This is a genomic window from Frigoribacterium sp. Leaf44 (assembly GCF_001421865.1).
In the GTDB taxonomy this organism is placed as follows: domain Bacteria; phylum Actinomycetota; class Actinomycetes; order Actinomycetales; family Microbacteriaceae; genus Frigoribacterium.
On record NZ_LMLG01000010.1, the window covers coordinates 42,483 to 65,347 of the forward strand.

Below are 22,865 nucleotides of genomic sequence, written 5' to 3' on the forward strand. Positions count from 1 at the left end.
GGGAGTCGACCCCGGGAAACGGTTTTCGACAACAGATGTCTATTTCACCTCATGAGTGATGTTCATTCACCGCCAGGTGGCCTGGGGGATGGCTGGCCTTGGATGCGTGGTGACCCGGAGGTGAAATCCACCGTTCTACCCCCGGACGGGGGCTGCCTCCGAGCTCGGGCCACCGCCGACACTGTGCGAGGTCGATTCCGGCCTGACTTCGAGGGGGAACGAAGATGACGCTGTGGTGGAACAGGCTCACGAATACGGGTCGCGTATTGATCGCGTGTGGGTTCATGGCCTTCCTTCTAGTTGTGGGAGGTGCAGCGAACGCGGCCGCCGTGGCTGCACTCTCCGGGGCAGGCCAGGCCGCTGGCCCGGACGGCGCGGCGCGGCCCTTTGTTGCCGTCGACGCGACCACGAGCCCGACCCCCACTCCGACGCCCACCCCGGTCGTCAACATCACCCGCGTCGACGAGAGCGAAAGTGTTCCTTTCGAGTCGGTCTCGGTCGACGACCCGAACCGCGACGTCGGCACCAGCGCCGTGACGACCACCGGACGGGCAGGCACGAAGGTCCACACCTACGAGGTGACGACCACTGACGGAATCGAGACCGCGCGCTCTCTCGTCAGCGAGACCGTCACGGTCGCCCCGGTGCCGCAGGTCACGAGCGTCGGAACCCGCGTGCCCTACGTCGCCCCGGCACCCGTCGCCGCACCGGCACCGGCACCGGCACCGGCTCCGGCTGCGGGTGGGTGCGACTCGAACTACTCCGGGGCGTGCGTCCCCGTCGCCTCGGACGTCGACTGCGCCGGAGGCAGCGGCAACGGCCCCGCGTACGTCCAGGGGCCGGTCACCGTCGTCGGCTCGGACGTCTACGACCTCGACCGCGACGGCGATGGGATCGCCTGCGACCGGTAGGCGCTCGCCAGAAACGCCTCCTGACAAGGGTCGAGTGGTCAGAAAGTGTCCTTCCCACGCGGCGGAAGGACCTTTTCTGACCACTCGATCGGGCCCGCCGGCCCGGACGCGGGCTGACCTCCCCAACGGGGGCTCGTCTGCGCGTCACGTGTCGCCCTACCGTGTGGGCAAGGGGGAAACATGAGCGAGACCGTGGCGCGCGGAAGCGTGGCGATGACGTTGAAGGCCCGGCGGCCGGCCTACTCGGTGATGCAGGAGTGCCTGCGCGTCCAGGCCGAGGCGCCCGCACTGACCCGGCGGCAGCGCCTCTTCGGGCACACGCCCCTGAGCGCCGACGCCCGCAGCTGGTACCAGGGCGCCCTCGGCGAGATCGAGGTCGCGCGCGTGCTCGCCGAGCTCGGGCCCGAGTGGACCGTGCTGCACTCCGTCCCGGTCGGCTCAGGCGAGTCCGACATCGACCACGTGGTCATCGGGCCGACGGGCGTCTTCACCGTCAACACGAAGCACCACGCCGGCAAGAAGGTCTGGGTCGGCGGCGGCTTGGTGACGGTCGGCGGACACCGGACCGACCACTCTCGCAACTCCCTTCACGAGGCGGCCCGCGCCTCCCGGTTGATGTCGAGGGCGGCCGACTTCGAGGTCGTCGTCACGCCCGTCATCGTGCTCGTGGGCGAGGCCTCGCTGTCAGTCGGCAAGAAGCAGCCGACGGTGCCGGTGGTCGTGGCCGCCCGCCTGCGCAAGTGGCTGATGAACGGGCCGCGGGTGCACTCGCCCGAGGCGCTGGCCTACCTGGCCATGGTCGCCGAAGAACGCGGTACCTGGCACACGGAGGCGCTGGTCCTGACGGACACGCTCCGTCACGAACACCGCTTCGAACGCCTGCGCCGCGACATCGACGACGCGGCTCGGCGACGTCGGCGGTGGCGGGTGGGCACGGCGCTCGGCATTCTCGGGACGAGCGGGGGAGTCGCCATCGCGGTGGTGGCGACGGTCACGAGCACGGTCGTCTCGACCTTCGGGTAGGTGCCCTGCGCCGTGGGCCCTGAGCCGCGGGCCCTGAGGCCTTGGCCCAGAGACGGCAAGGCCGCCCGTGGTGATCCGGTACGTACTGGATCACCGCACGAACGACGACACCACGCGGGCCACCGCCGCGGTCACGGCGGCAAGAGCTGCAGCGATCAGTGCGAACGCCGACCAGACGGCGAGGTCGGCGTGCTGCAGGTGCAGGCCGACGAGGAACGCGGCGAGCGCGACCACGGCGACGGCTGCCCAGACCGCCAGAGCGCGGGCACTCCACCGGCGCGCCCGGGTCGTCGTTCCGCCCGATGCCGACCAGGCCACTGCGAGAGCGGCCACGGTGAACAATGCGGGGATGAGGGCGACGAGGTTGATCACGGGAATCCGATCAGGAGGGTCGAGGCGGTCAGTCGACGAACATCCACCGCACGAGAACGATGAGCCCGAGCACGAGCGCCGTCGGCAGGGCGATGACTGAGAGCCCCCACAGCAGGCCGCCGACGGTCAGCATGATCGTGAACCAGTCGATCGCCGGGGCGGTGGAATAGCGGGCGGCACCGCTCATGCCGGGCGCCACCTCGTTGATCACCATCAACCCGACGGCGGCGGCGACGCCCACGATGCCGAAGACGAGGGCGAGACGGCCAAGGCGGCGACGACGCCTGGCGGGAGACGACGCATCCATCTGCTGAGGCTAGGTGCTCGGCCGTGTCACCACCAGACCGGACGTTCAGGAGGCGCGACCACCGCGGCCGGGACGCGCGCTGACCAGCCGGTGCGCGAGCATCACCACCAGCAGCGCGACCGCGAACCCGATCGAGAGGACCGCGATGAGCAGCAACGGGCCGCCGATCGTCTGCACCCCGTCAAAGCCGTCGAAGCCGTCCGCCGAGGAGACCACGACGTACCTGACCGGGGCGGACGGACGGGTGAACGTCCACCATCTGAAGGCCGTGTCCGACAGGAAGGCGAACACCCCGAGAAGCCCGAAGGCGAGAGCGGGCCGCCCCAGCGCGAGGCGGGGCGTGGTCGGGGTGGCCATGAGCCGAGACTAGGGCGCGGCCCGGCTCCGGACGGAGTCCCGCTTCGAGGGGCACGCCGGTCCTCCGGGGCCGATCGAGCCGGGCGAGTGGGCAGAAGATGCTGCCGGGCGGTCCTCGACGAGCAGGTTCTGCCCACTCGAGCCGTCGCGGGGGTGACGGGCGCGGGCGGGCCGACCCGCGCCTCCTGCTCGGACGTCGCCCCGGCGAGTCGATCGAGTGGTCCGACAACGTTCTTCGTGGGGCGGGGAGGGACGTTTGGAGACCACTCGACCGAGACGAGCGGGCGAAGCCGAGGAGGCGCGGGTCGCGTCGGCGAGGCGCGCTCGTGTAACGAGTGGGTGAAGACTGCAGCCCGTGCACGCTGCCGCATGGGCATGCCCGCATCCGCGACGGGGCGCGGAGAACGGGGGCTGCGGGGGAGCGCCGAGCCGCGCCTCCGGGGCTCCGGCGAGCTGGCCGCCGCCACGAACCTCCCTTATCGTTCACCCGAACGATAAACGGAAGGCCATCCCCGCATGACACCGATCGTCCCCGAACACCGACACGCGCTCCGCCCGGCGCGAGACACCGGCAGCGGCCCCGACAGCCGCGCCGGCAGCGGCAGCGGCACCGACAGCCGCGCAGACCGCAGCACGGGCCCGACCCGCCGCACCGTCCTCGCCGGCGCCGCAGGGCTCGCCGGCCTCGGCCTGCTCACCCTCGCCGGCTGCACCCCCGCCCGCAGCACCCCGACCATCCCCGAGGCCGCCGCCACCGGCACCCCCGCCCGCGGCGGACGCCTGCGCATCGCGCGCCCGGCCGCCTCCGCCGCCGAGACCCTCGACTCCGCCAGCTCGCTCTCGGCCTACGAGTACCTCGGTGCCCTGTACAACCGGCTCGTCAAGCTCGACGACGCCGGCGTCACCGTGCCCGACCTCGCCGACGACTGGTCCGCCAACGCCGACGGCACGAGCTGGACCTTCCGCCTGCGCGCGGGCGTCCGCTTCCACGACGGCCGCCGCTTCACCGCCGCCGACGCGATCTACTCGATCGAGCACATCCTCGACCCCGACACCGCCTCACCCCAGGGCGAGGTGCTCGCCGCCATGATCGGCCCCGGCGGCATGACCGCCGTCGACCCGCTCACCCTGCGCTTCGACCTGCTGACGCCGAACGCCGAGTTCCCCTCGCTGCTCACCGCGTACCAGTGCTACATCGTGCCCGAGGGCAGTGCCGACCCGAGCCAGGGCGGCGGCATCGGACGCACGGGCATCGGCACCGGACCGTTCCGCCTGTCGAGCTTCGAGCCCGCGGGCACCGGCAGCGTCGAGGCCTTCGAGGACCACTTCGCCGGCCGACCGGTGCTCGACGGCATCGACTTCTTCTCGATCCAGGACACCACCGCCCGCGTCAACGCCCTGCTCGCCGGCCAGATCGACCTGATCAGCCAGACCAACCTCGACTTCGCCACCGCCCAGGTCGTCAGCGCCTCGGCCGGCGCCACCGTCGCCCGCGCCCCCGACGCCCAGTGGTACACGATCCCGATGCTCGCCACGAGCGCCGAGTTCAGCGACCCGCTCGTCCGCCAGGCGATGAAGCTCGCCTACGACCCGCAGGCGATCGTCGCCACCGCCCTGCAGGGCACCGGCTCGCCCGGCTGGGACAACCCCGTGCCTCCCTCGCAGGCCGTCTGGCTCGACGACCAACGCGCCTACGACCCCGACCAGGCCCGCGCCCTGCTCAAGCAGGCCGGCCGCGAGGGGCTGAAGACCGAGATCTACACCTCCAGCTACGAGTCGGTCTTCACCCCGATGGCGGTCGCCTACCGTGACGCCGTCCGCGACGCGAGCATCGACCTGACCGTGCGCAACGCCTCGTCCGACTCGTACTACACGCAGATCTGGATGCAGAAGCCGCTCACGGTCAGCTACTGGTTCACCGGACGCCCGATCGACCAGCTGCTCAACCAGATCTTCCGCACCGGATCGTCGTACAACGAGAGCGCCTGGTCGAACCCGACCTTCGACGGCCTGCTCGACGACGCCCGCGCCGAGATGGACGACACCCGCCGCATGACGCTCTACCAGGACGCCCAGCGCATCGTCGTCGAGGACTCCGCCGACATGACCCCGATGTTCGGCGACCGCCTCGTCGGCCTGTCGCGCGACGTCCTCAACTACCGCGAGTTCGGCTTCGAGTTCGACTACCTGCAGATCGGACTCCGCGCATGAGCCCCACACCGACCGGCGGCGGCACGAACGGCCGCGGCACGAACGACCCCCGCGCGAACGACGGCGGCGTCACCCGGCCCACCCCGCCGAGCGCGACCTCCGCCGAGGCCCGCGGACGGGCGGCCACGCGCGCTCTCGAGAAGGAACTCGGCGACGACGGCGCGACCCGCACCTCCTCGTCCGGCGGCCGAGGCGCCGGCGGCCGGGGCGCCGGCGGCCCGCACACCACGTCCCCGCTCGCCGCGACCCTGATCGTCGTCGCCCGCCGCGTCGGCACCGCCCTGCTCACCGTGCTGCTCGCCTCGTTCTTCGTCTTCTTCGCGGTGCAGGCCCTGCCCGGCGACGTCGCGCAGCAGCTGCTCGGCCAGGACGCCACCCCCGACGCCGTCGCCACCCTGCGCGAGACGCTCGGCCTCGACCAGAACGTCTGGGTGCGCTACGGCCAGTGGCTGGCCGGTGCCGCGCACGGCGACTTCGGCACCTCGCTCGTCAGCGGCCTGCCGGTCGGCCCCGACCTGCTGATCGCCTTCCGCAACAGCATGCTGATCGCGCTGCCCGCCATGATCGTCGGCGTCACCCTGTCGCTGACCCTCGGCGTCATCGCCGGCGTCCGTCGCGGCCGCCCGAGCGACCACGCGATCTCGCTGATCAGCCTGGTCGTCATGAGCGTGCCCGAGTTCATGGTCGCCACCGTGCTCGTGCTGCTGTTCGCCATCGCGCTGCCGATCTTCCCGGCGGTCGTGCTGCGCGGCCAGGACGCGACGGTCGCCGAACTGCTGCCGAGCATCTGGCTGCCCGTCATCGTGCTGACCCTCGCCATGGCCGCCTACATCGTGCGGACGGCGCGCTCGTCGACGATCGACGTGATGGCGAGCGAGTTCGTCACGACGGCCGAGCTCAAGGGCCTGTCGACGCGCCAGGTCGTCTGGCGTCACGCCGTGCCGAGCGCCCTGCTGCCGACGCTCAACGTCGTCGCGCTGAACGTCGCCTGGCTGCTCGGCGGCGTCGTGGTCGTCGAGAACGTCTTCAACTACCCGGGCATGGGCAAGCTCATGCTCGAGTCCGTCTTCAACCGCGACCTGCCGACGATCCAGGCGATCGCGGTCGTCAGCGCCCTCGTCTACGTGGTGTGCAACCTCGCCGCCGACCTCATCGCGCTCGCCCTCGACCCGAGGCTGCGCACCCGACGGAAGGCCCGCTCATGAGCCCCGCACGCGACCGGACCCCGCCCGCCGACAGCGGCCACGACGGCACCGGACACCGCACCGCCGAGGAGGCGCGGGTCGCCACGACCGCGGACCCCGCCACCCCGGGCGCGCAGGTCGGCGGCCCGGCATCGGCCGGCCCCGAGGCCGCGGGCGGCTGGCCGAGGCGACTGCGCGCGAGCGCGACGTCCCTCACCAGCAGTCTCAGCGCCTCCTCGGCCCTGAGCATCGGGCTCGGCCTCATCGCCCTGCACGTCCTGCTGGCGCTGCTCGCCCCGGTGCTGACCGGCCACGACCCGGTCGCCACCGACTCGGGGGCCGCCCTGACCGGCACGAGCTGGGCGCACTGGCTCGGCACCGACCAGTACGGCCGCGACATCCTGTCGCGCACGCTGAACGGCGGCCGGTACGCACTCGTCGTCACCTTCCTCGCGACGACGATCGCGGTCGGGATCGGCACCGTGCTCGGCTGCGTCACCGCCTACGCCGACAACTGGTTCGACGAGGTCGTCATGCGCATCGTCGACGCGCTGCTCAGCGTGCCGTCGATCCTGGCGCTGCTCGTCGTCGTCACGGTGTTCGACTCGGGCCTCTGGGTGATCGTGCTGGCCGTCACCGTGATCTACGCGCCGGCCGTGACCCGCGTCGTCCGCGGGGCCGCCCGCACCGTCATCACGCAGGACTACGTGACCGCCGCCCGCGCCCGCGGCGAGAAGCCGCTGAGCATCGTGTTCCGCGAGATCGTGCCCAACGTCACCGACGTGGTGCTCGTCGAGTACGCGATGCGCGCCTCCTGGATCGTGCTGCTGATCTCGACCCTGTCGTTCCTCGGGTTCGGGGCCAACCCGCCGACGCCCGACTGGGGGCTCATGGTGCAGGAGAACCGCACCGCCCTCACCGTCGTCCCGTGGGGCACGCTCGCCCCCGTCGTCGCCCTCGCCACGCTCGTCATCGGGCTCAACCTCAGCGCGGACGGGCTCAGCAAGTCGCTGGGCGTCGACCGCGCACAGAAGGGGGCGGTCTCGTGAACGAGCCCCTCACCACCACCGGCACCACCACCGGCACCGCCACCACCGCAGGAGGCGCGGGTCGCCCCGTCGACGTCGCCCCCGACCCCGTCGTCCGCGTCGACGACCTCTCCATCTCGTACGCCGCCGGTCGCCGCGAGGTGCCGGTCGTGCGGGGCGTGAGCTTCGAGGTCGGCGCCGGACGAGCCCTCGGCCTGGTCGGCGAGAGCGGCAGCGGCAAGTCGACGGTCGCCCGCACCCTGCTCGCCCACCTGCGTCGCGGGTCGCGGGTCGTCTCGGGCAGCGTCCGCGTCGCCGGGGACGACGTGTTCGCCCTCGACGAGCGGGCGCGCCGGGCCCTGCGGGGTGGCACGGCGGCCCTCGTCGCCCAGAACGCCGGGCAGGCGCTCACCCCGTCGATCCGCGTCGGACGGCAGCTGCGCGAGGCGCTCGAGAGCCACGGACTGCCCGGCGGCGACGACCGCGTGCTCCAACTCGTGCGCCACGTGCGCCTGCCCGACCCCGAGACGATCGTGCGGCGCTACCCGCACCAGCTGTCGGGTGGGCAACAGCAGCGCGTCGCGATCGCCATGGCCATCGCGGCCCGGCCGAAGCTGCTCGTGCTCGACGAGCCGACCACCGCTCTCGACGTCGTGACGCAGTCGGCCGTCCTCGAGTTGATCCGTGACCTGGCCGTCGAACTCGGCATGGCCATCGTGCTGGTCAGCCACGACCTCGGCGTCGTCTCGACCATGGCCGACGAGATCGCCGTCATGCACGAGGGCCGGATCGTCGAGCACGCGCCGACCGCGTCGCTCTTCACGGACCCGCAGCACGAGTACACCCGCGAGCTGCTCGCGAGCATCCCGCGCGTCCACGCCGACGCCACCGCACCGCGTTCCGTGCACGACACCGCGACCAGTCGGGGTGTGCAGCACGAAACGCGGCGCGAAGCGGACGACGCACCCGCAGGAGGCGCGGCGCAGGACCCGAGGACCGCACCCGCCACGGGGCCGGTCGTCACGGCGAGCGACCTCGTCGTCCGGTACGGGCGCGGCCTGCCCGCCGCGGTCGACGGCGTCTCGTTCACCATCGGCCGCCGCGAGACCCTCGCCGTCGTGGGGGAGTCCGGCAGTGGCAAGTCCACGCTCGCCACGGCCCTCGCCGGGCTGATCCCCGCCGAGTCGGGTCGGTTCGCCTTCCACGGAGCCCACGGGGTCGAGAGCGACCTGACGCGGCCCGTCGCCGGGCGCACGGGGACGCTGCGCCGGTCGATCCAGCTGATCTTCCAGAACGCCGACACGTCGCTCAACCCCCGCCGCACCGTCGGCGCCGCGATCGCCCGGCCGCTAAAGCTCTTCACGGGCGAGTCGAGCCCCGAGCGCGTCGCCGAGCTGCTCGTCGAGGTCGGCCTGCCGCCCGAGTTCGCCTCACGCCTGCCGGCGCAGCTCTCGGGCGGCCAGCGTCAGCGCGTCGGCATCGCCCGGGCGCTCGCCGCCGGACCCGAGCTGATCATCGCCGACGAGATCACGACGGCGCTCGACGTCCGCGTGCAGGCCGGCGTGCTCGACCTGCTCGCGGGGCTCCGCGACGAGAAGGGGCTCAGCTGCCTCTTCATCAGCCACGACCTCGCGGTCGTCCGCGGCGTCGCCGACCGGGTCGCCGTCATGACCGGTGGCCGCATCGTCGAGGTCGGCCCGACCGAGCGTGTCTTCCAGGGGCCGAACCACCCGTACACGCGCACCCTGCTCGACGCCACCCTCGACCCGGGCACGACCGAGCTGCCCGACGTGGGCGACGCCCGGCCCCGCTGGCGGGACGCCGACGGCTGGGACGACCACGGCGACGGACACCACGTGAAGCGCTGGGAGGCGATGTGAGCACGAGCGGCACGACCGGCACGGCACCCGGGCGAGACGAGCGGGGGGACGGGGAGCGCGACCCGCGCCTCCTCGGCGACCCGCGCCTCCTGCAGGAGCCGACGCGGACCGGGGCGGGCCGCACCCTGGGTGCCCCGCGGCCCGACCTCGCCGAGACCCGGCGGCCGGCGTCCGACCGGCCGCGGGGCAGCGGCCCGCTCGAGGTGCAGGTACGGGACGAGTGGGTGCCGATGCCCGACGGGACGCGGTTGCACGCCCGCATCTGGGCCCCGGTGGTCGACGAGCCCGTGCCGGTGCTGCTCGAGTACCTGCCCTACCGGCTCGACGACTGGACGGCTCCGCGCGACAGCGAGCGTCACCCCTGGTACGCCGCGCACGGCTACGCGTCGGTGCGGGTCGACATCCGCGGCACGGGGTCGAGCGACGGCCTGTTCGACGACGAGTACTCGGTGCAGGAGCTCGACGACGGCATCGCGCTGATCGAGTGGCTCGCCGCGCAACCCTGGTCGACCGGCGCGGTCGGTGCGTTCGGCATCTCGTGGGGCGGGTTCAACGCGCTGCAACTGGCCGGGCGGGCTCCGGCCGCGCTCAAGGCGATCGTCACCGTCTGCTCGACCGACGACCGGTACGACAACGACGTGCACTACATGGGCGGCGCCGTGCTCGGCATCGACATGGCGTCGTGGGGCGGCACGATGTTCGCCTTCAACTCGCGCCCGCCGCGACCCGAGGTCGTCGGGGCCGACTGGGTCGCCCGCTGGCGCGAACGCCTCGAGCACAACCGACCGATGACGACGACCTGGCTCTCGCACCAGGAACGCGACGACTACTGGCGCCACGGCAGCGTCTGCGAGGACTACTCGTCGATCACGGCGGCCGTCCTCGCCGTGGGGGGCTGGGCCGACCCGTACCGCGACGCCGTGCTGCGGCTGGTCGAGAACGTCGACGCGCCGGTCAAGGGCATCATCGGGCCGTGGTCGCACCAGTACCCCGACCGTGGCCTGGCCCCCGGCCCGGGCATCGGGTTCTTGCAGGAGACCCTTCGCTGGTGGGACCGCTGGCTGCTCGACTGCCCCAACGGCGTCGACGTCGAGCCCGCGCTGCGCGCCTGGATCAACGACTCCGAGCCGCCGGCGACGTACTACGCCGAGCGGACCGGGCGGTGGGTCGCCGCCTCGACCTGGCCGTCGCCCTCGACCGAGGCGCGCATCGTGCCGCTGGACTCGCTGCGCGGCGGGTCGGACGGCCCCGTCGTCGTGCGCTCGCCGCAGAGCACCGGGCTCGACGCGGGGCGGTTCTTCCCGTTCGGCAACGCGACCGACCTGCCGCCCGACCAGCGCGCAGAGGACGGCCGCTCGGTCTGCTTCGACCTGCCGGTCGACGCCACGCTCGACGTGCTGGGCAGCGTCGTGGCCGACCTCGCCCTGACGAGCGACGTGCCCGACGGCACCGTCATCGTGCGCCTGTGCGACGTCGCCCCCGACGGCTCGTCGACGCTCGTCACCCGCGGCGTGCTCAACCTCAACAAGCGGAACGGACGAGACCGCGCGGACGACCCGATGGAGGCGCGGGTCGAGCAGGTCGTGCGGGTCGCCCTGGTCTCGACCGGGCACTCCTTCCCGGCCGGCCACCGCCTCCGGATCGCCGTGTCGAGCGCCTACTGGCCGTGGGTCTGGCCGCACCCGGCCGAGGCGACCCTCACGCTCGACCCCACGCGCAGCAGCGTGACGCTGCCGGTGTGGACGCGCGGGCCCGGCGACGGGTCGGCGGAGCACCCGGTCGACGACGGCATCGCGTTCGAGGCGCCCGAGCGGGCCCAGCCCCTGGCGATCCGTGCCCTGCCACCCACCTCGGACCTGCCGCAGCGCAGCGTCTCGCACGACGTCGGCACGGGTGAGTGGGTGCTCGACGTCGACCCCGGCTACGGCGGTGGCCGTGAGTACCCCGACGGCCTGGTCTTCACCGAGGACAGCCGCGAGACCTACCGCATCGTCGACGGCGACCCGCTGTCGGCGTCGGCCGAGTCGCGCTGGGCGATCGGGCTCGAGAAGCCGACCTGGAAGGCGTGGCTCGAGACGACGTCCCGCGTGACGGCGTCGGCGGAGGCGTTCCGCGTCGAGAACACCGTGCGGGCCTGGGCCCGGGACGGCGGGCCCGAGGCCGAGACGGTGCTCGTCGCCGACCGGACCTTCGACGAGCTCGTGCCGCGGACGTCGGCGTGAGCGGCCCGAGCGGCACGGGCGCGGGCGGCGTCAGCAGCGTGAGCGGCATGGGCGGCGCGGGCGTGCGGCAGAAGCCGGTCGTCCGGCGGGCGTCCATCGTCGAGGCGGCCCGCGAGGTGATCGTCCGCGAGGGCATGGGCGCGACTCGTCTGCGCGACATCGCCGCCGCGGCCGGGGTCTCGGTCGGCACCGTGACCTACCACTTCGACGGTGTCGCCGAGATCCTCAACGAGGTCGTGGTCCTCGAGACCGCACGGTTCTACTCGTCGATCATCCAAGCCGTCGACGCCGAGTCCGACCCGGTCGTCGGGGTGCGGATGCTCGTCGAGCCCCTGTTCGCCGACACCGACGCGACCGACGAGCACTGGCGGCTCTGGTCGGACTACTGGACGGCCGTGGCACGCAAGCCCGCGGTCGCCGCCGAGTACGTCGAGCGCATCCGCGTGTGGGAGGCCTGCTTGACCCGCACCCTGCGCCGCGGGGTCGAGCAGGGGCGCTTCGCGACGGCCGACCCGTCGGCGCTCGCCCTCAAGCTCGCGGCCTACAGCGACGGCCTCGCGACCCAGCTCGCCCAGAAGGCCCCCGGCCTGACGTCCGCCCTCGCGCTCGACTGGATGTGGACGCTGCTGGAGCACGAGACCGGGGCGTCCTTCCGGGGCTGACCCGCGCCTCCTCGTCCGGGAACGGGCGGGTCCGGCGGAGCCGGGCGTCCGGAGACGCCCGCTTCCACCGAACCCGCCCGCTCCGGCGCACGCCTGCGCCTGGGCCCGCCGCCCGCATCCGCCTCACTCGTAGCGGAGCGACTCCACCGGGTCGGCCTTGGCGGCGCGGGCGGCGGGCAGGGTCCCGGCCAGGAACGCGATCACCATCACCACGACGATGATCAGGACGATCGAGACGGGGTCGAACGCGATCAGCGTCAGCCCGGGCAGGTTCGACAGCAACGACCCGGCCAGGGCCGCGCTGACCAGGCTGCCGGCGATCATCGCGACGCCGACGCCGATCGCACTGCCGAGGAACCCGATGAACGCCGCCTCGAGGCTGAACAGGCCGAACACCTTGCCGCTGCCCATGCCCATGGCCTTCATCAGGCCGATCTCGCGGGTGCGCTCCTGCACGCTCATCAGCAGCGTGTTGACGATGCCGAAGCTCGCCGCGAGCAGGGCGATGATCGCGAAAGCGTTGAGCACCAGCACGATGCCGTCGATCACCGTCGTGAAGGTGCCCAGCTGGTCGGCGACGGTCGTGCCGGTGTAGCCGGCGGAGGCCAGACGGTCCTTGAGGTCGGTGACCTGCTGGTCGGACGCATCCGAGGCGAACCGCACCGTGGCCTGCGCGTAGCGGTCGACCTGGTCGGCGGGCAGCCCGACGTTCTGCGCGTCGAACAGGGCCGTGCCGAGCGCCGCGTTCGGGGTGACCGCCGCCCCGGCGGGCGAGGCGATGCTCTCCTCCGCGACGCCGACGACGGTCGCGGTGACGGTGTGCTGCGTGCGCGTGGCGTCGGTCACGGCGAGCGTCACGGACCGACCGACGGCCGCCTCGTCGTCGCGGTACCCCAGGGGACCGACGTACGACGTCGGGACGACCACCTGCAGGTCGGTCGCGTCGTCGTCGGGCTGGTCACCCGCGGTCAGGGTGAGTTGCTGCCCGGGTACGAGGGCGCTCGCCGACACGACGTACTTCGTGCCGCTCTCGCCCTCGACGTAGTCGGTCGAGAGCGACTGGGTCGGCTGCACGTCCAGCACGCCGTCGATGCCCTCGAGGGTCGTCACGTCGTCCGGGGTCAGGGCCACGACGGTCGACCCGGGGGCACCGAACCCGCCGGCGGCGACGGTGTCGGGGTCGTACTCGGTCGGACCCGAGTCACCCACGCTGAGACCCTGCGCGTCGTCGGAGGCCTTCGTGACCGTCATGGTGTCGGACGAGCCGACGGCCGAGACCGTGTCGTCGATGTAGGCGTTGATGCCGGTGCCCAGTCCACTCGTCAGCGTCAGCGTGAACGCGCCGACGAAGATCGCCAGGATGGTCAGGATCGTCCGCGTCTTCGACCGGAACGTGTTCGAGACGGCGGTCAGCAGCAGGTCGGTGGTCTTCACGCGGCCACCTCGGCCTCGTCGTCGACGATCAGCCCGTCGCGGATCACGATGCGCCGGTCGCAGCGCGCCGCGAGCTCCTCGTCGTGGGTCACCACGATCAGCGTGATGCCGTTCTCGCGGTTCAACGAGAACAGGATGTCCTCGACGACCGCCCCGGTCGCCGTGTCGAGGTTGCCCGTGGGCTCGTCGGCGAAGATGATGCGCGGATCGTTCACCAACGCCCGCGCGATCACCGTGCGCTGCTTCTGACCCCCCGACAGGTCCAGGGCCTTGTTCTTCGCCTTGTCGGCGAGCTCGAGCTGCTCGAGGGCCGCCAGTCCTCGGCGACGGCGCTCGCCGCGGGGCACGCCCGCGATCTTCATCGGCAGCACGACGTTCTCGAGCACCGACGAGCTCGACGTCAGGAAGAACTGCTGGAACACGAAGCCGAACGTCTTGTTGCGCGTGCGGTTCAGGCGCCCGCCCTTGAGCGTGCTCGTGTCGACGCCCTCGAGCTCGACGGTGCCGGTCGTCGGGGCGTCGAGCAGCGCGAGCACGTGCATCAGGGTCGACTTGCCCGAGCCGCTCTTGCCGACGATCGCCACGCTCTCGCCCTCGGCGATGTCGAAGCTCACCCCCTTCAGGGCCTCGAACCGGTTCGGGCCGCGCCCGTACGAACGGTGGACGTCTCGGACCGAGATGATCGGCGCCATGGTGCTCCTGTCGCTGACGGCCCGGTGTCTCCGGGGCCGAGACCCACACTCGCGGGCCGCGCCGTTCGGGGCGTCCCCCCACCGCGGACACCTGCCCGAGCGCCCGTACCGCGACCGCGGTACGCGACGTCGGGCCACAGGGGGACTCGTCCGTGGGCGTTCCAGGGCACGATGGGGTCATGACGACGACGGACGGCAGGAGGCGCGAGCCGCCCTACCCGCGACCTCGCGTCCCGTGGTGGCTGGGCGACACGCTCGCCGCGGCGCTCGTCGTCGGTGCGGCCTTCGCCCCATTCCCCGTCCCGGGGTTCCGGCCGACCGGCGTGCTGGCCGTCGCGGTCGTCCTCGCCCCCGTCGTGCTGCTGCCGGTCCGTCGTCGACGCCCCGTCCCGGTTCTCGCCGCGATCGTCGGCCTGTTCGGCATCGCCGCCCTGCTCGGCACGCTCGCACCGGGCGTCGTCCTCGCCACCGGCATCGCCGTCTTCGCCGTGGCCGCGCGGACCCCGCGCCGCCGCACCATCGTCGTGACGGTCGCCACGGTCCTGGCCGTCGCGCTGCTCGGCCTGCTGGGCGTGGGGGGACGCGTCGTCGACCTGCCCGTGGTCCAGTTCACGCTCCTGGTCGCCTTCGCCGCCGCGGCGGGCGACGCCAGCCGCTCCCGACGGGAGTACATCGAGGCCGTCACCGAGCGCGCCGAACGAGCCGAACGCACCCGCGAGGCCGAGGCCTCGCGCCGGGTTGCCGAGGAGCGGCTGCGCATCGCCCGCGACCTCCACGACGCCGTCGCCCACCAGATCTCGGTGATCAGCCTCAACGCGGGCGTGGCGTCGTCGGCGATCGAGACGCGACCCGAGAAGGCGGTGACGGCCCTCGCGACCATCCGCCGCGCCTCCCGGACGGTCCTCGGCGAGATCGGCGACCTGCTCGAGGTGCTGCGCGCCGAGGACTCCGAGCGGGTCGCGTCGCCGCAACCGGGCCTCGCGCGACTCGACGAACTCGTGGCCGGGTTCGCCGACGCCGGGCTCGTCGTGGGCACCCGGGTCGAGGGGCCGCTCGCCTCGGTGACGGGCGCGGCCGACCTCGTGGCGTACCGGGTCGTGCAGGAGGGGCTGACGAACGCCGGCAAGCACGGTGCCGAACACCGCGCGCACGTGCTCATCGCGGTCGACGAGCACGAGGTGTCGATCGTCGTGACGAACCCGGTGCCGGTGGTGCGGGTCGAGCCCGACTCGGACGACGTGCGGGGTGGGCACGGGTTGCTCGGGCTGCGCGAACGCGTCGCCTCGGTGCGCGGGGTGGTCGAGACCGGGCCGACGCCGGGAGGCTACCGGTTGGCGGCCGTGCTGCCGGTGACGCGTGCGGCCGACGGGGCCGGCTCGGCCGGCTCGTCCGGTGGGCTCGGGGGAGTCTCGTGACGACCGTGCTCGTCGTCGACGACCAACCGCTGATCCGTCAGGCCGTCACCGACATCCTCGACGGGGAGGACGGGGTCGACGTCGTGGGCGACGCCGTCAACGGTCGTGAGGCGGTGATGCGGGCCTCGTCCCTCAAACCGGACGTGGTCGTCATGGACATCCGCATGCCCGAACTCGACGGCATCGGCGCGACGGCCGAGATCTGCGCCGACCCGCTGCTCGCCGGGACGAAGGTGCTGATCCTCACCACGTTCGAGGAGGACGAGTACCTCGTCGCGGCCCTGCGCGCCGGCGCGAGCGGGTTCATCGGCAAGGGCGCGGAGCCCGACGAGATCGTCCGGGCGGTTCGGGCCGTCCACGCGGGGGAGTCGCTGCTGTCGCCCGTCGCGACGCGCAGCCTGATCGAGAAGTACGTGCTGCCGGGTGGTGGCGGGGCGGGATCGGTCTCGGGAACGCCGTCGTCAGGGGAGCCGTCGTCGGGAAGCACGCCCTCGCCGGCCGTGCCGCCCGAGCTCGCGCACCTGACCGACCGCGAGCGCGAGGTGCTGCTGCTCGTCGCCCGGGGGCGCGCCAACGCCGAGATCGCCACCGACCTGGTCATCTCGCCGCACACCGCCAAGACCCACGTCAACCGCATCATGACCAAGCTCGACGCCCACGACCGGGCGCAGCTCGTGATCCTGGCCTACGAGACGGGGTTGCTCGCGCCGGGATACTGACGATCGGGGAACGAGGTGCTGGAGCCCGGTGCGTCCTGCGGGGCCCGACCCGCACCTCCTGGAAGCGGGCGGGTTCGGCGGACTCGGGCGCACACGGACGCCCGGCGACCACGAATTCGCCGGTGTCCCCGCCTGGTCATACTGCACGCGAGTGGGCAGAAGGTGTCCTTCCGCCGGGAGCGGAGGACATCTTCTGCCCACTCGATCGGAGGGAGGACGGGGAGGCGCGGGTCAGCCGAGCGCGGCGGGGTCGAGGCCGTGCTGCTCGACCTCGATCGCCTGGCGGATCGTCAGCGGGTAGATGCGCGACAGCTCGGGGTTCGACGGGTCGCTCGAGATGTAGGCCACGCTCTCGACGTGCTGCTCGAAGGCGTTGACCTTGTCGCGCGGCGCGCCCACCACGAGCTGGAAGCCCAATGAGGTCAGCGCCGCCAGGGCCCGGCCGGTGTACTCGGCGTCGGCCTTGACGAAACCCTCGTCGAGCACGATCGGCGCGTAGGTCGGCACCCGGTCGGTGCCGTCGCCCAGCCGGAACCGCAGCGCGGCCCCGAGCACGAACGCGATGAGCTCCTGCCCCTCGCCGCCCGACTTGCCGGCGACGCCCTCGTGGACGATCTGCGTGCCGTCGGCCCGGGTCTCGATCGCCCGGAACTGGTAGTGCTCCCGCGCGTCCAGCACCCGGCGGCGCCAGGCGTCACCGACCTTCGACTTCTCCTCGAGGTGGGCGAGGTCGCGGCGGAGCCTCAGGAACCGGCGCTCGACCTCGGACGCGTCCCGCGCCTCCGGGGCTCGTCCGTCCGATGCCCGTGCCTCGGACGCGCCCCCGGCCCCGCCGGTGTGCTCCCGCAGGGTGCGCTTGAACTCGAGCAGGTCGCCGTTCGACACCGGCCGCGGCTCGATGTCGAGCGTCGACCCCTGGCGGAACTCGATCGACCGCAACGCCTGCGAGATCGGGCGGACGCCGCGACGGATGACGTGGCCGTCCTCCTCGATCTGGACGAGCAGCGCCCGGAGGCTGTCGCCCACGTCGCTGCCGGCCTTCTCGAGCCAGCGCTGCTTCGCGTGCGGCAGGTCGTCCTCGACGAGCTGCCGGTGGATCGCGCGGACCGACGGCAGGCTCTCGATCGTGGCGTCGATGCCCGCGGTGCGGTCGAGCTCGAGGTAGCGCTCGAAGACGACGACGAGCGTCGACTCGGCGTTCGCCCGGTCGCGGTCGTGCGCGTCGACCTGGGCCCGCAGCTGCGACGCGGCGTCCCGGTGGAGCCGGGCGACGTCGGTCGCCTCGCGCGGTGCCGCGAACGGCAGCGGGGCGAGCAGGGCCCGCTCGTCGTCGGTCAGGGGCTCGGCGTCGGCGGCGTCCGCGAACTCGTCCTCGATGTCGACGAGCGTCGCGTGCTTCTCGTCGAGCTGCGCCAGCACCTGGTCGATCTCGGCCAGGCGGCGCGTCGCGACGGAGCGGTCGTCGTCGTGCTGCGTCGCCTCGGCCTGCAACGTCGCGAGCTCGGGACGCTCGACCGCGATGCGGTCGAGCTGGGCGCGCAGGTCGTCGAGTCGCGTCTGGGCGGGCGCGGTGTCGAGCTCGTCCCAGGTGAACTCCTTCGACCGGGCGACGGCGTCGGCGACCCGGCGGCGGTCGGCCGCCTCGGCTTCGATCGCGTCGTACTCGCCGCGGACCCGGGCCAGCACGGCCTCGAGGTCGACGATCTCGTCGCCGAGCTCGGCGATGCGCGCGGCGTTGTCGAGGCCGATCCACGAGCGGGTCGTCCGGTCGTCCTTGATCACACGGTCGCGCGACCCGGTGCGGAGGCCCCGTCGCGTGACGGCGCCGCGGGTGCCGGTCGGACGCGGGTCGTCGAGGTCGTCGGGACCCTCGACGCAGAGCACACTCCGGTCGCCGACGAGCTCGTCGTGCAGCCAGCCGCGGAACGGACTGGCCGGGTCGAGCCGCACCATCGCGGGCACGGTGTGGTCGACGGGGGTGAGCTTCGGCTCGGCCCCGGCGGTCGCCGGCACGAGCGTGACGCGTCCGCGCACGTCGTTCTCGTTCACCCAGCGGCGCACGGCGTCGAAGTGCGAGCGGTCGACGAGGAGGTGCGTGGCGAGATCGCCGAGCACCCGCTCGATCGCGACGGCCCACCCGGTGTGCTCGGGCGCGACCTCGAACAGCTCGCCGGCGTAGGGCAGGCTCGACACCGGCACGCCCGCTCCCTCGGCGATGCGGCGACGTCGCTCGATCGCGTCGTCGGGCACGTTGCTGCGGCGCTGCTCGAACGACCGCTTCTGCTTCTCGAGGGCGGCGAGGGCGCGCTTCGTCTCACCGATGCGGGCGGCGAGGTCGCTGCGGGTGTCGGCGGTCGCGGCCCGGGCCGCGGCGTCGTCGGCCGCGAGGCGGTCGGCGCGCTGTCCGAGGGCGGCGAGCTGCTCGTCGTTCCGGGGGAGGGACTCGCCGGTGGACTCCAGGGCGGCGGCGAGCCGGCCACGGGTGCGCTCGACGGCCGCGAGCTCGGCCTCGGCGGCGGCCACGTGCTCGCGGAGCGACTGCGTGGGGTCGCCCCCGAGCTCGCTGATCCGCGCCAGGGCCTGTTCACGGGACCGGAACGCGAGCTGCTCGTCCGCCTGGGCGCGCCTCCGGCGTTCGCCCTGCTCGCGTTTCTCGGTCGTGACGCGGTCGACCTCGCCGCTGACCCAGCTGCCGACGCGTTCGGCCAACCAGACGCGCAGGCGGCTGGGCCCGTCGGCGTCCGCGAGCAGGCGGCGCTTGGCCGTTCCGTCGCGGCCGGCCAGCTCGTAGCGGTCGGCGAGCGTCGGCACGGACTCGAGCACGTCGAGCTTCTTGCGGGTCGTCTCGAACACGTCGTAGAGGGCCGAGGCCTCACGGTAGGTGGCGAGGGTGGTCTCCCACCGGCTCAGCGCCTGCGGCTGCACGAGCACGAACTGCTTGAACAGGTCGTCGATCGAGAACACGCCCTTCGACGCCTGCGCCCGACGCAGCAGGGTCAGGGCCTTGAGCTGTGACTCGTCGCTGCCGCCGATGCCGAGCTGACCGCAGAGGCGCACGCGCAGCTCGGGCTGTGACGAGGTCGCGAGGTCGGTGGTGGGGTCGAGCAGGCGGGCGAGCGAGCCGCGGGTCAGCGGGTTCTGGCTCGTGCCCTCGCGGGTCACTTCGGACAGGCGGCTGAGGTCGAAGCGGCCCTGCGCGAGCAGGTAGACGCTCGCCTGGGTGACGTCGTCCTGGCTCGCGGTGTCCTCGCCGATCCAGGCGACGCGGACGGCCGTGACGGTCTGGCCGAGCTCGGTCGACCAGGTGATCGCCGCACCGCTCGGGAACGCCTGGCCGAGCGGTCGCAGGAACCGCGTCGTCGTGCGGTCGGAGGCGGCGTCGCGGACCTCGTCGGTCTTGCCGCGCGCGTAGCTGTAGACCGTGCGCTCGGACCGCTGGCGGCTGTCGTCGCGGGCGGCCCGGTTGAACTCTTGCGGGTTGGGCATGATGACCGCGGCCATCGCGTCGAGCACGGTCGACTTGCCGCGGCCGGTGGGCCCCAGGATGGCGATGCCGCCGCGCCCCACGGGCATGCGGTGCAGGCCGGCGTAGCTGCCCCAGTTCAGCAGCTGCACCTGCTCGATACGGTACTGGCCCGAGTGGAACATGCCGAGGTCGGGCGGGGTGTCGGCGATGCTCATGCCTGGGGTGCTTCCGGGTCGGTGTCGGTGTCGGTGTCGAGCGGGGGCTCGAGGTCGAGGTCGAGCGGGACGGCGGTCGGGTCGGGCTCGGGGTCGGGCTCGGGGGCGTCGTCCGCCGGGGCGGCAGGGTCGTCGACGAGGTGGGGTTCGACCTCCGGGTCGGCGACGGTGACGACGTCGACGTCGACGTCGTCAGCCGGGTCGGCCTCGGTGCTCGGGTCGCCGGTCGTGTCGACCGCGTCGTCGTCCTCGCCGGTCTCGTCCCCCTCGACCCCGGCGGCCTCGAGGTACACCCGCTCGAGGTGCGCGAGTCGGTCGGCGGTCATCAGCGGCACGATCGCGGGCGAGACGACGAACAGCTCGGGGTCGTCGGGCTCGGCCGTCAGCAGGTCGCGGGCGACGAGCGCGGCGATCGCGGCGTCGACCCGGCGACGGGCGCGCACCTCGTCGGAGCCCGAGTCGTCGTGGTACCGACCGAGGAACTCGGCCACGGCGTCCTTCGAGATCACGACCGCCTCGTCGAGGCCGTCGGTGAAGGCGTGCTCGCGGCGCGCGAAGACCATCAGCAGCGAGGCGTCGCGCGACAGCGGTTTCTCGCGGCGCAGCAGCACGGGGACGTCGTCCTCGCCGCCCTGCCGCTTGAACGCGACCTCGTGGTCGTGGTCGACGACCAGCACCAGGAACAGCTCCTCGAGCCGCGCCCGGATCTCGGGTTCGTGGGCGAGCAGGCCGGCCCAGGCCTCCTGCTGCCGGGCGCGGGACACGAACCGATGGGTCAGCAGCGTGACCAGTGCCTTGCGTCCGGCCAGCGGCAGCGCGTCCGGGACGCCGGTCGCCCCGTCGTCGGCGTCGCCGTCGTCGAAGGCGTCGCGGGAGGCGCGCGCCGATTCGTCGCCGGAGGGGGCGATCGCCTCGGCGAAGGAGGCGCAGGTCGCCTCGTCGGCGCCGGTCTCGTCCGAGGGGGCTGCGGGGCTCATGCGAGGTCCTTCGTGGAGGTCGTGCTGGTCGTGAGGGCGGGCTCGGCGGGGGCGGCGGGTGCGGCGTCGGGCGGGCCCGCGGGGTCGCGCCGGAAGACGAGGCGGGGCAGCGTGACCTGCCGACCCGCGCCTCCTGGGCCCGCGTCCGACGACGCACCGGGGCCGGTGGGATCGCCGACGAGCTCGACGGTCTCGGTGTCGTCGCCGACGACGCCGCGCTCGAGCGCCAGGTCGAGCATGCTGAGGACGAGCGCGAGGCGGCGGAACTCGGGCTCGGTGGCGCGGTAGACGTCGACGCTCGTGACCTCGTCGTGGTCGGCGAGCAGCCGGTCGATCGTCGCCGAGACGGCCGCCGTGCTCGTGCCCGAGGTGAGGCGGAGGGCGGCCCGGTCGGCCTCGGGCAGGGTCGCGTCGCCGATCGTCACCTGCACGTCGACCGTCGGCCGTGCGCGGTCCGTGTGCAGCTGCACCTGGCTGACGTCGCGGACGTCGAGCGCCCCGAGGTCGAGCCCGTCGCCGTGCTCGACCGGCAGCATGGCGTGGCCCGGCCGGCGCTCGGCCCAGACGCCACCCGCGTGCAGCGCCCGGTCGGCGAGGGTGAGCAGGCGTTGCTGCTGGTCGGAGCCCGACCGGCTGAGGAAGCGCCGCAGCGAGGACGTCCAGCGACCGTAGGTCTCTTGCACGCTCTGCTCTTCGGCGAGCAGCGACGAGATGAGCGACTCGAGCTGCGTGCGCTGCCGCTCGGTGAGCTGTGCGGCGGCGTCGGGTTGCGCGAGGACCTTCTCGATGTCGGCCCGCATCACGTCGATGCCGCGCGACGACAACATCTGGGCGAAGCCGCGGTAGGCGCGTCCCTCGGGGGTCTGCTCGAGCAGGTCGTTGTCGCGCAGGTACTGGTCGACGAGCGCGCCCTTGCCGACGTGTTCGGACGACGCCCGGCGCGCGACCTCGCGGTGCCGCTGCTCGACCATGGCGCCGAGCTGCCGGAAGTCCTCGGGCAGCGACGCGGTCAGACGGACCACCTCGCGCACCTGTCGGCGCAGCACGTCGGGAGCGGTGGGTTCGGTGCCGTGCCGCTCGATCTCGGCCTTGCGGCGCTCGAGCTCGGCGATCTGCTCGTCGAGGCGCGCGAGTTGCGACTCGCGGCTGGGATCGGCGAGGCCCGCGAGCTGTCCGACGGCGTGGGCGATGCTGCCGAGGCGGGCCTCGCTGACGGCGTTGTCACGCTCGACGAGGTCGCGCACGAGACGCAGCGCCTTGAGCGCGTGCGGCGACAGGCGGTACTCGGCACGGGCGTCCGGTCCGGAGGCGCGGGTGCGGACGAGCCAGCGGCTCTCGACCCAGCTGCGGCAGTACTCGGCCGGGGTGGTCTTCTGCTCGGTGGGGGCCGGCGTGGCGACGGGCGTCGGGGACGCGGGCCGCGCCTCCTCGGGGTCCCGCTCGGACGCCGCCTGCTCGGCGGCGTTCTGCTCGAGGGCGTCGGCGACCTGCCGGTGGAACCAGTCGGCCGACACCGGACCCTCGGCGTGCTCGAGGTGGCGGGAGAAGAGCGGCAGCATCCACCGGGCGTTGTAGCCGCGGAGCAGGGCCCAGGTGGGGTCGTCTTCGTACGCCGCGCGCACGTCGTCGCGGCTCAGGGCGTCGTCGTGCCCCGACGGGTGGTTCACCAAGCAAGACCTCCGGCAATCGTCGGACGACGATACCAACTGGTGACGCTCCGCTCGGCGACAGTGTCGCTCGTCGTCCGCAGCGGCCAGGATGGGGGGATGGGGATGGGAATGGGGATGGGC

Annotated in this window: 18 protein-coding genes; 10 read left to right on the forward strand and 8 right to left on the reverse strand. The window is 73.1% G+C overall.

Going from position 1 to position 22,865, the window contains the following annotated elements; genetic code table 11:
* Nucleotides 1-329: 329 nt before the first annotated feature.
* Together ASE87_RS15315 and ASE87_RS15320 are read left to right on the forward strand one after the other, a co-directional pair.
* Nucleotides 330-911, forward strand: a complete 582-nt coding sequence (locus tag ASE87_RS15315) for a G5 domain-containing protein (RefSeq protein WP_235472373.1) — start codon at nucleotides 330-332, stop codon at nucleotides 909-911.
* 180 nt (nucleotides 912-1,091) lie between these two features.
* Nucleotides 1,092-1,934: a nuclease-related domain-containing protein gene (locus tag ASE87_RS15320; protein ID WP_056230199.1), complete on the forward strand. Its 843-nt coding sequence runs from the start codon at nucleotides 1,092-1,094 to the stop codon at nucleotides 1,932-1,934.
* A gap of 90 nt (nucleotides 1,935-2,024) precedes the next feature.
* Here the strand turns inward: ASE87_RS15320 and ASE87_RS15325 are convergent, their stop codons facing one another.
* Genes ASE87_RS15325 through ASE87_RS15335 form a run of 3 tightly spaced genes read right to left on the reverse strand, consistent with a single transcriptional unit; the run spans nucleotide 2,025 to nucleotide 2,970 of the window.
* Complete coding sequence (locus tag ASE87_RS15325) at nucleotides 2,025-2,306, reverse strand: hypothetical protein (protein ID WP_056230203.1); 282 nt, start codon at nucleotides 2,304-2,306, stop codon at nucleotides 2,025-2,027.
* 28 nt (nucleotides 2,307-2,334) lie between these two features.
* Nucleotides 2,335-2,613, reverse strand: coding sequence for a hypothetical protein (locus ASE87_RS15330; protein ID WP_157489944.1), 279 nt, complete (start codon nucleotides 2,611-2,613; stop codon nucleotides 2,335-2,337).
* Nucleotides 2,614-2,658: 45 nt separating this feature from the next.
* Nucleotides 2,659-2,970, reverse strand: coding sequence for a hypothetical protein (locus ASE87_RS15335; protein WP_056230209.1), 312 nt, complete (start codon nucleotides 2,968-2,970; stop codon nucleotides 2,659-2,661).
* Between the two features lie 516 nt (nucleotides 2,971-3,486).
* Between ASE87_RS15335 and ASE87_RS15340 the strand changes: the two genes are divergently transcribed.
* The 6 genes from ASE87_RS15340 to ASE87_RS15365 are packed head-to-tail and all read left to right on the forward strand — an operon-like array spanning nucleotide 3,487 to nucleotide 12,157.
* Nucleotides 3,487-5,181, forward strand: coding sequence for an ABC transporter substrate-binding protein (locus tag ASE87_RS15340; RefSeq protein WP_082452723.1), 1,695 nt, complete (start codon nucleotides 3,487-3,489; stop codon nucleotides 5,179-5,181).
* Nucleotides 5,178-6,386: an ABC transporter permease gene (locus ASE87_RS15345; RefSeq protein ID WP_235472374.1), complete on the forward strand. Its 1,209-nt coding sequence runs from the start codon at nucleotides 5,178-5,180 to the stop codon at nucleotides 6,384-6,386. The genes ASE87_RS15340 and ASE87_RS15345 overlap by 4 nt, the downstream gene beginning before the upstream one ends.
* Nucleotides 6,383-7,414, forward strand: coding sequence for an ABC transporter permease (locus ASE87_RS15350; RefSeq protein ID WP_235472376.1), 1,032 nt, complete (start codon nucleotides 6,383-6,385; stop codon nucleotides 7,412-7,414). Before ASE87_RS15345 ends, ASE87_RS15350 begins: the two co-directional genes overlap by 4 nt.
* Nucleotides 7,411-9,273, forward strand: a complete 1,863-nt coding sequence (locus ASE87_RS15355; protein ID WP_082452724.1) for an ABC transporter ATP-binding protein — start codon at nucleotides 7,411-7,413, stop codon at nucleotides 9,271-9,273. Before ASE87_RS15350 ends, ASE87_RS15355 begins: the two co-directional genes overlap by 4 nt.
* A complete protein-coding gene (locus ASE87_RS15360; RefSeq protein WP_235472378.1) occupies nucleotides 9,270-11,495 on the forward strand; it encodes a CocE/NonD family hydrolase in 2,226 nt (741 codons plus the stop codon). The genes ASE87_RS15355 and ASE87_RS15360 overlap by 4 nt, the downstream gene beginning before the upstream one ends.
* Entirely contained in the window at nucleotides 11,492-12,157 is a 666-nt protein-coding gene (locus ASE87_RS15365) for a TetR/AcrR family transcriptional regulator (RefSeq protein WP_235472380.1), read from the forward strand. Before ASE87_RS15360 ends, ASE87_RS15365 begins: the two co-directional genes overlap by 4 nt.
* Nucleotides 12,158-12,280: 123 nt before the next feature.
* Here the strand turns inward: ASE87_RS15365 and ASE87_RS15370 are convergent, their stop codons facing one another.
* Nucleotides 12,281-13,591, reverse strand: coding sequence for an ABC transporter permease (locus ASE87_RS15370; RefSeq protein ID WP_056230212.1), 1,311 nt, complete (start codon nucleotides 13,589-13,591; stop codon nucleotides 12,281-12,283).
* Nucleotides 13,588-14,283, reverse strand: a complete 696-nt coding sequence (locus ASE87_RS15375) for an ABC transporter ATP-binding protein (RefSeq protein ID WP_056230216.1) — start codon at nucleotides 14,281-14,283, stop codon at nucleotides 13,588-13,590. Before ASE87_RS15375 ends, ASE87_RS15370 begins: the two co-directional genes overlap by 4 nt.
* A gap of 179 nt (nucleotides 14,284-14,462) precedes the next feature.
* On the opposite strand from ASE87_RS15375, the gene ASE87_RS15380 reads away from it, so the two are divergent.
* Nucleotides 14,463-15,698 carry a sensor histidine kinase gene (locus tag ASE87_RS15380; RefSeq protein WP_056230219.1) on the forward strand — a complete coding sequence of 412 codons (1,236 nt, stop codon included), beginning with the start codon at nucleotides 14,463-14,465 and terminating at the stop codon, nucleotides 15,696-15,698.
* On the forward strand, nucleotides 15,695-16,417 hold the full coding sequence (locus ASE87_RS15385; RefSeq protein ID WP_056230222.1) for a response regulator transcription factor: 723 nt from the start codon (nucleotides 15,695-15,697) through the stop codon (nucleotides 16,415-16,417). The genes ASE87_RS15380 and ASE87_RS15385 overlap by 4 nt, the downstream gene beginning before the upstream one ends.
* Before the next feature lie 231 nt (nucleotides 16,418-16,648).
* Here the strand turns inward: ASE87_RS15385 and ASE87_RS15390 are convergent, their stop codons facing one another.
* From ASE87_RS15390 to ASE87_RS15400, 3 genes are read right to left on the reverse strand one after another with little or no spacing between them, the layout of a single operon-like run.
* Nucleotides 16,649-20,098, reverse strand: a complete 3,450-nt coding sequence (locus ASE87_RS15390) for an ATP-binding protein (RefSeq protein ID WP_056230225.1) — start codon at nucleotides 20,096-20,098, stop codon at nucleotides 16,649-16,651.
* The gene (locus ASE87_RS15395; protein WP_056230228.1) at nucleotides 20,095-21,075 is read right to left on the reverse strand and encodes a DUF4194 domain-containing protein; all 981 of its coding nucleotides are present in this window, start codon (nucleotides 21,073-21,075) and stop codon (nucleotides 20,095-20,097) included. The genes ASE87_RS15390 and ASE87_RS15395 overlap by 4 nt, the downstream gene beginning before the upstream one ends.
* The gene (locus tag ASE87_RS15400; RefSeq protein WP_056230231.1) at nucleotides 21,072-22,742 is read right to left on the reverse strand and encodes a DUF3375 family protein; all 1,671 of its coding nucleotides are present in this window, start codon (nucleotides 22,740-22,742) and stop codon (nucleotides 21,072-21,074) included. Before ASE87_RS15400 ends, ASE87_RS15395 begins: the two co-directional genes overlap by 4 nt.
* Between the last annotated feature and the right edge of the window lie 123 nt (nucleotides 22,743-22,865).

Excerpts from the sequence above, each read along its gene's own strand:
- ASE87_RS15320 (WP_056230199.1), top strand. The coding sequence starts at position 1,092 with ATGAGCGAGACCGTGGCGCGCGGAAGCGTGGCGATGACGTTGAAGGCC.
- ASE87_RS15330 (WP_157489944.1), bottom strand. The coding sequence starts at position 2,613 with ATGGATGCGTCGTCTCCCGCCAGGCGTCGTCGCCGCCTTGGCCGTCTC.
- ASE87_RS15335 (WP_056230209.1), bottom strand. The coding sequence starts at position 2,970 with ATGGCCACCCCGACCACGCCCCGCCTCGCGCTGGGGCGGCCCGCTCTC.
- ASE87_RS15340 (WP_082452723.1), top strand. The coding sequence starts at position 3,487 with ATGACACCGATCGTCCCCGAACACCGACACGCGCTCCGCCCGGCGCGA.
- ASE87_RS15345 (WP_235472374.1), top strand. The coding sequence starts at position 5,178 with ATGAGCCCCACACCGACCGGCGGCGGCACGAACGGCCGCGGCACGAAC.
- ASE87_RS15350 (WP_235472376.1), top strand. The coding sequence starts at position 6,383 with ATGAGCCCCGCACGCGACCGGACCCCGCCCGCCGACAGCGGCCACGAC.
- ASE87_RS15375 (WP_056230216.1), bottom strand. The coding sequence starts at position 14,283 with ATGGCGCCGATCATCTCGGTCCGAGACGTCCACCGTTCGTACGGGCGC.
- ASE87_RS15380 (WP_056230219.1), top strand. The coding sequence starts at position 14,463 with ATGACGACGACGGACGGCAGGAGGCGCGAGCCGCCCTACCCGCGACCT.
- ASE87_RS15390 (WP_056230225.1), bottom strand. The coding sequence starts at position 20,098 with ATGAGCATCGCCGACACCCCGCCCGACCTCGGCATGTTCCACTCGGGC.
- ASE87_RS15395 (WP_056230228.1), bottom strand. The coding sequence starts at position 21,075 with ATGAGCCCCGCAGCCCCCTCGGACGAGACCGGCGCCGACGAGGCGACC.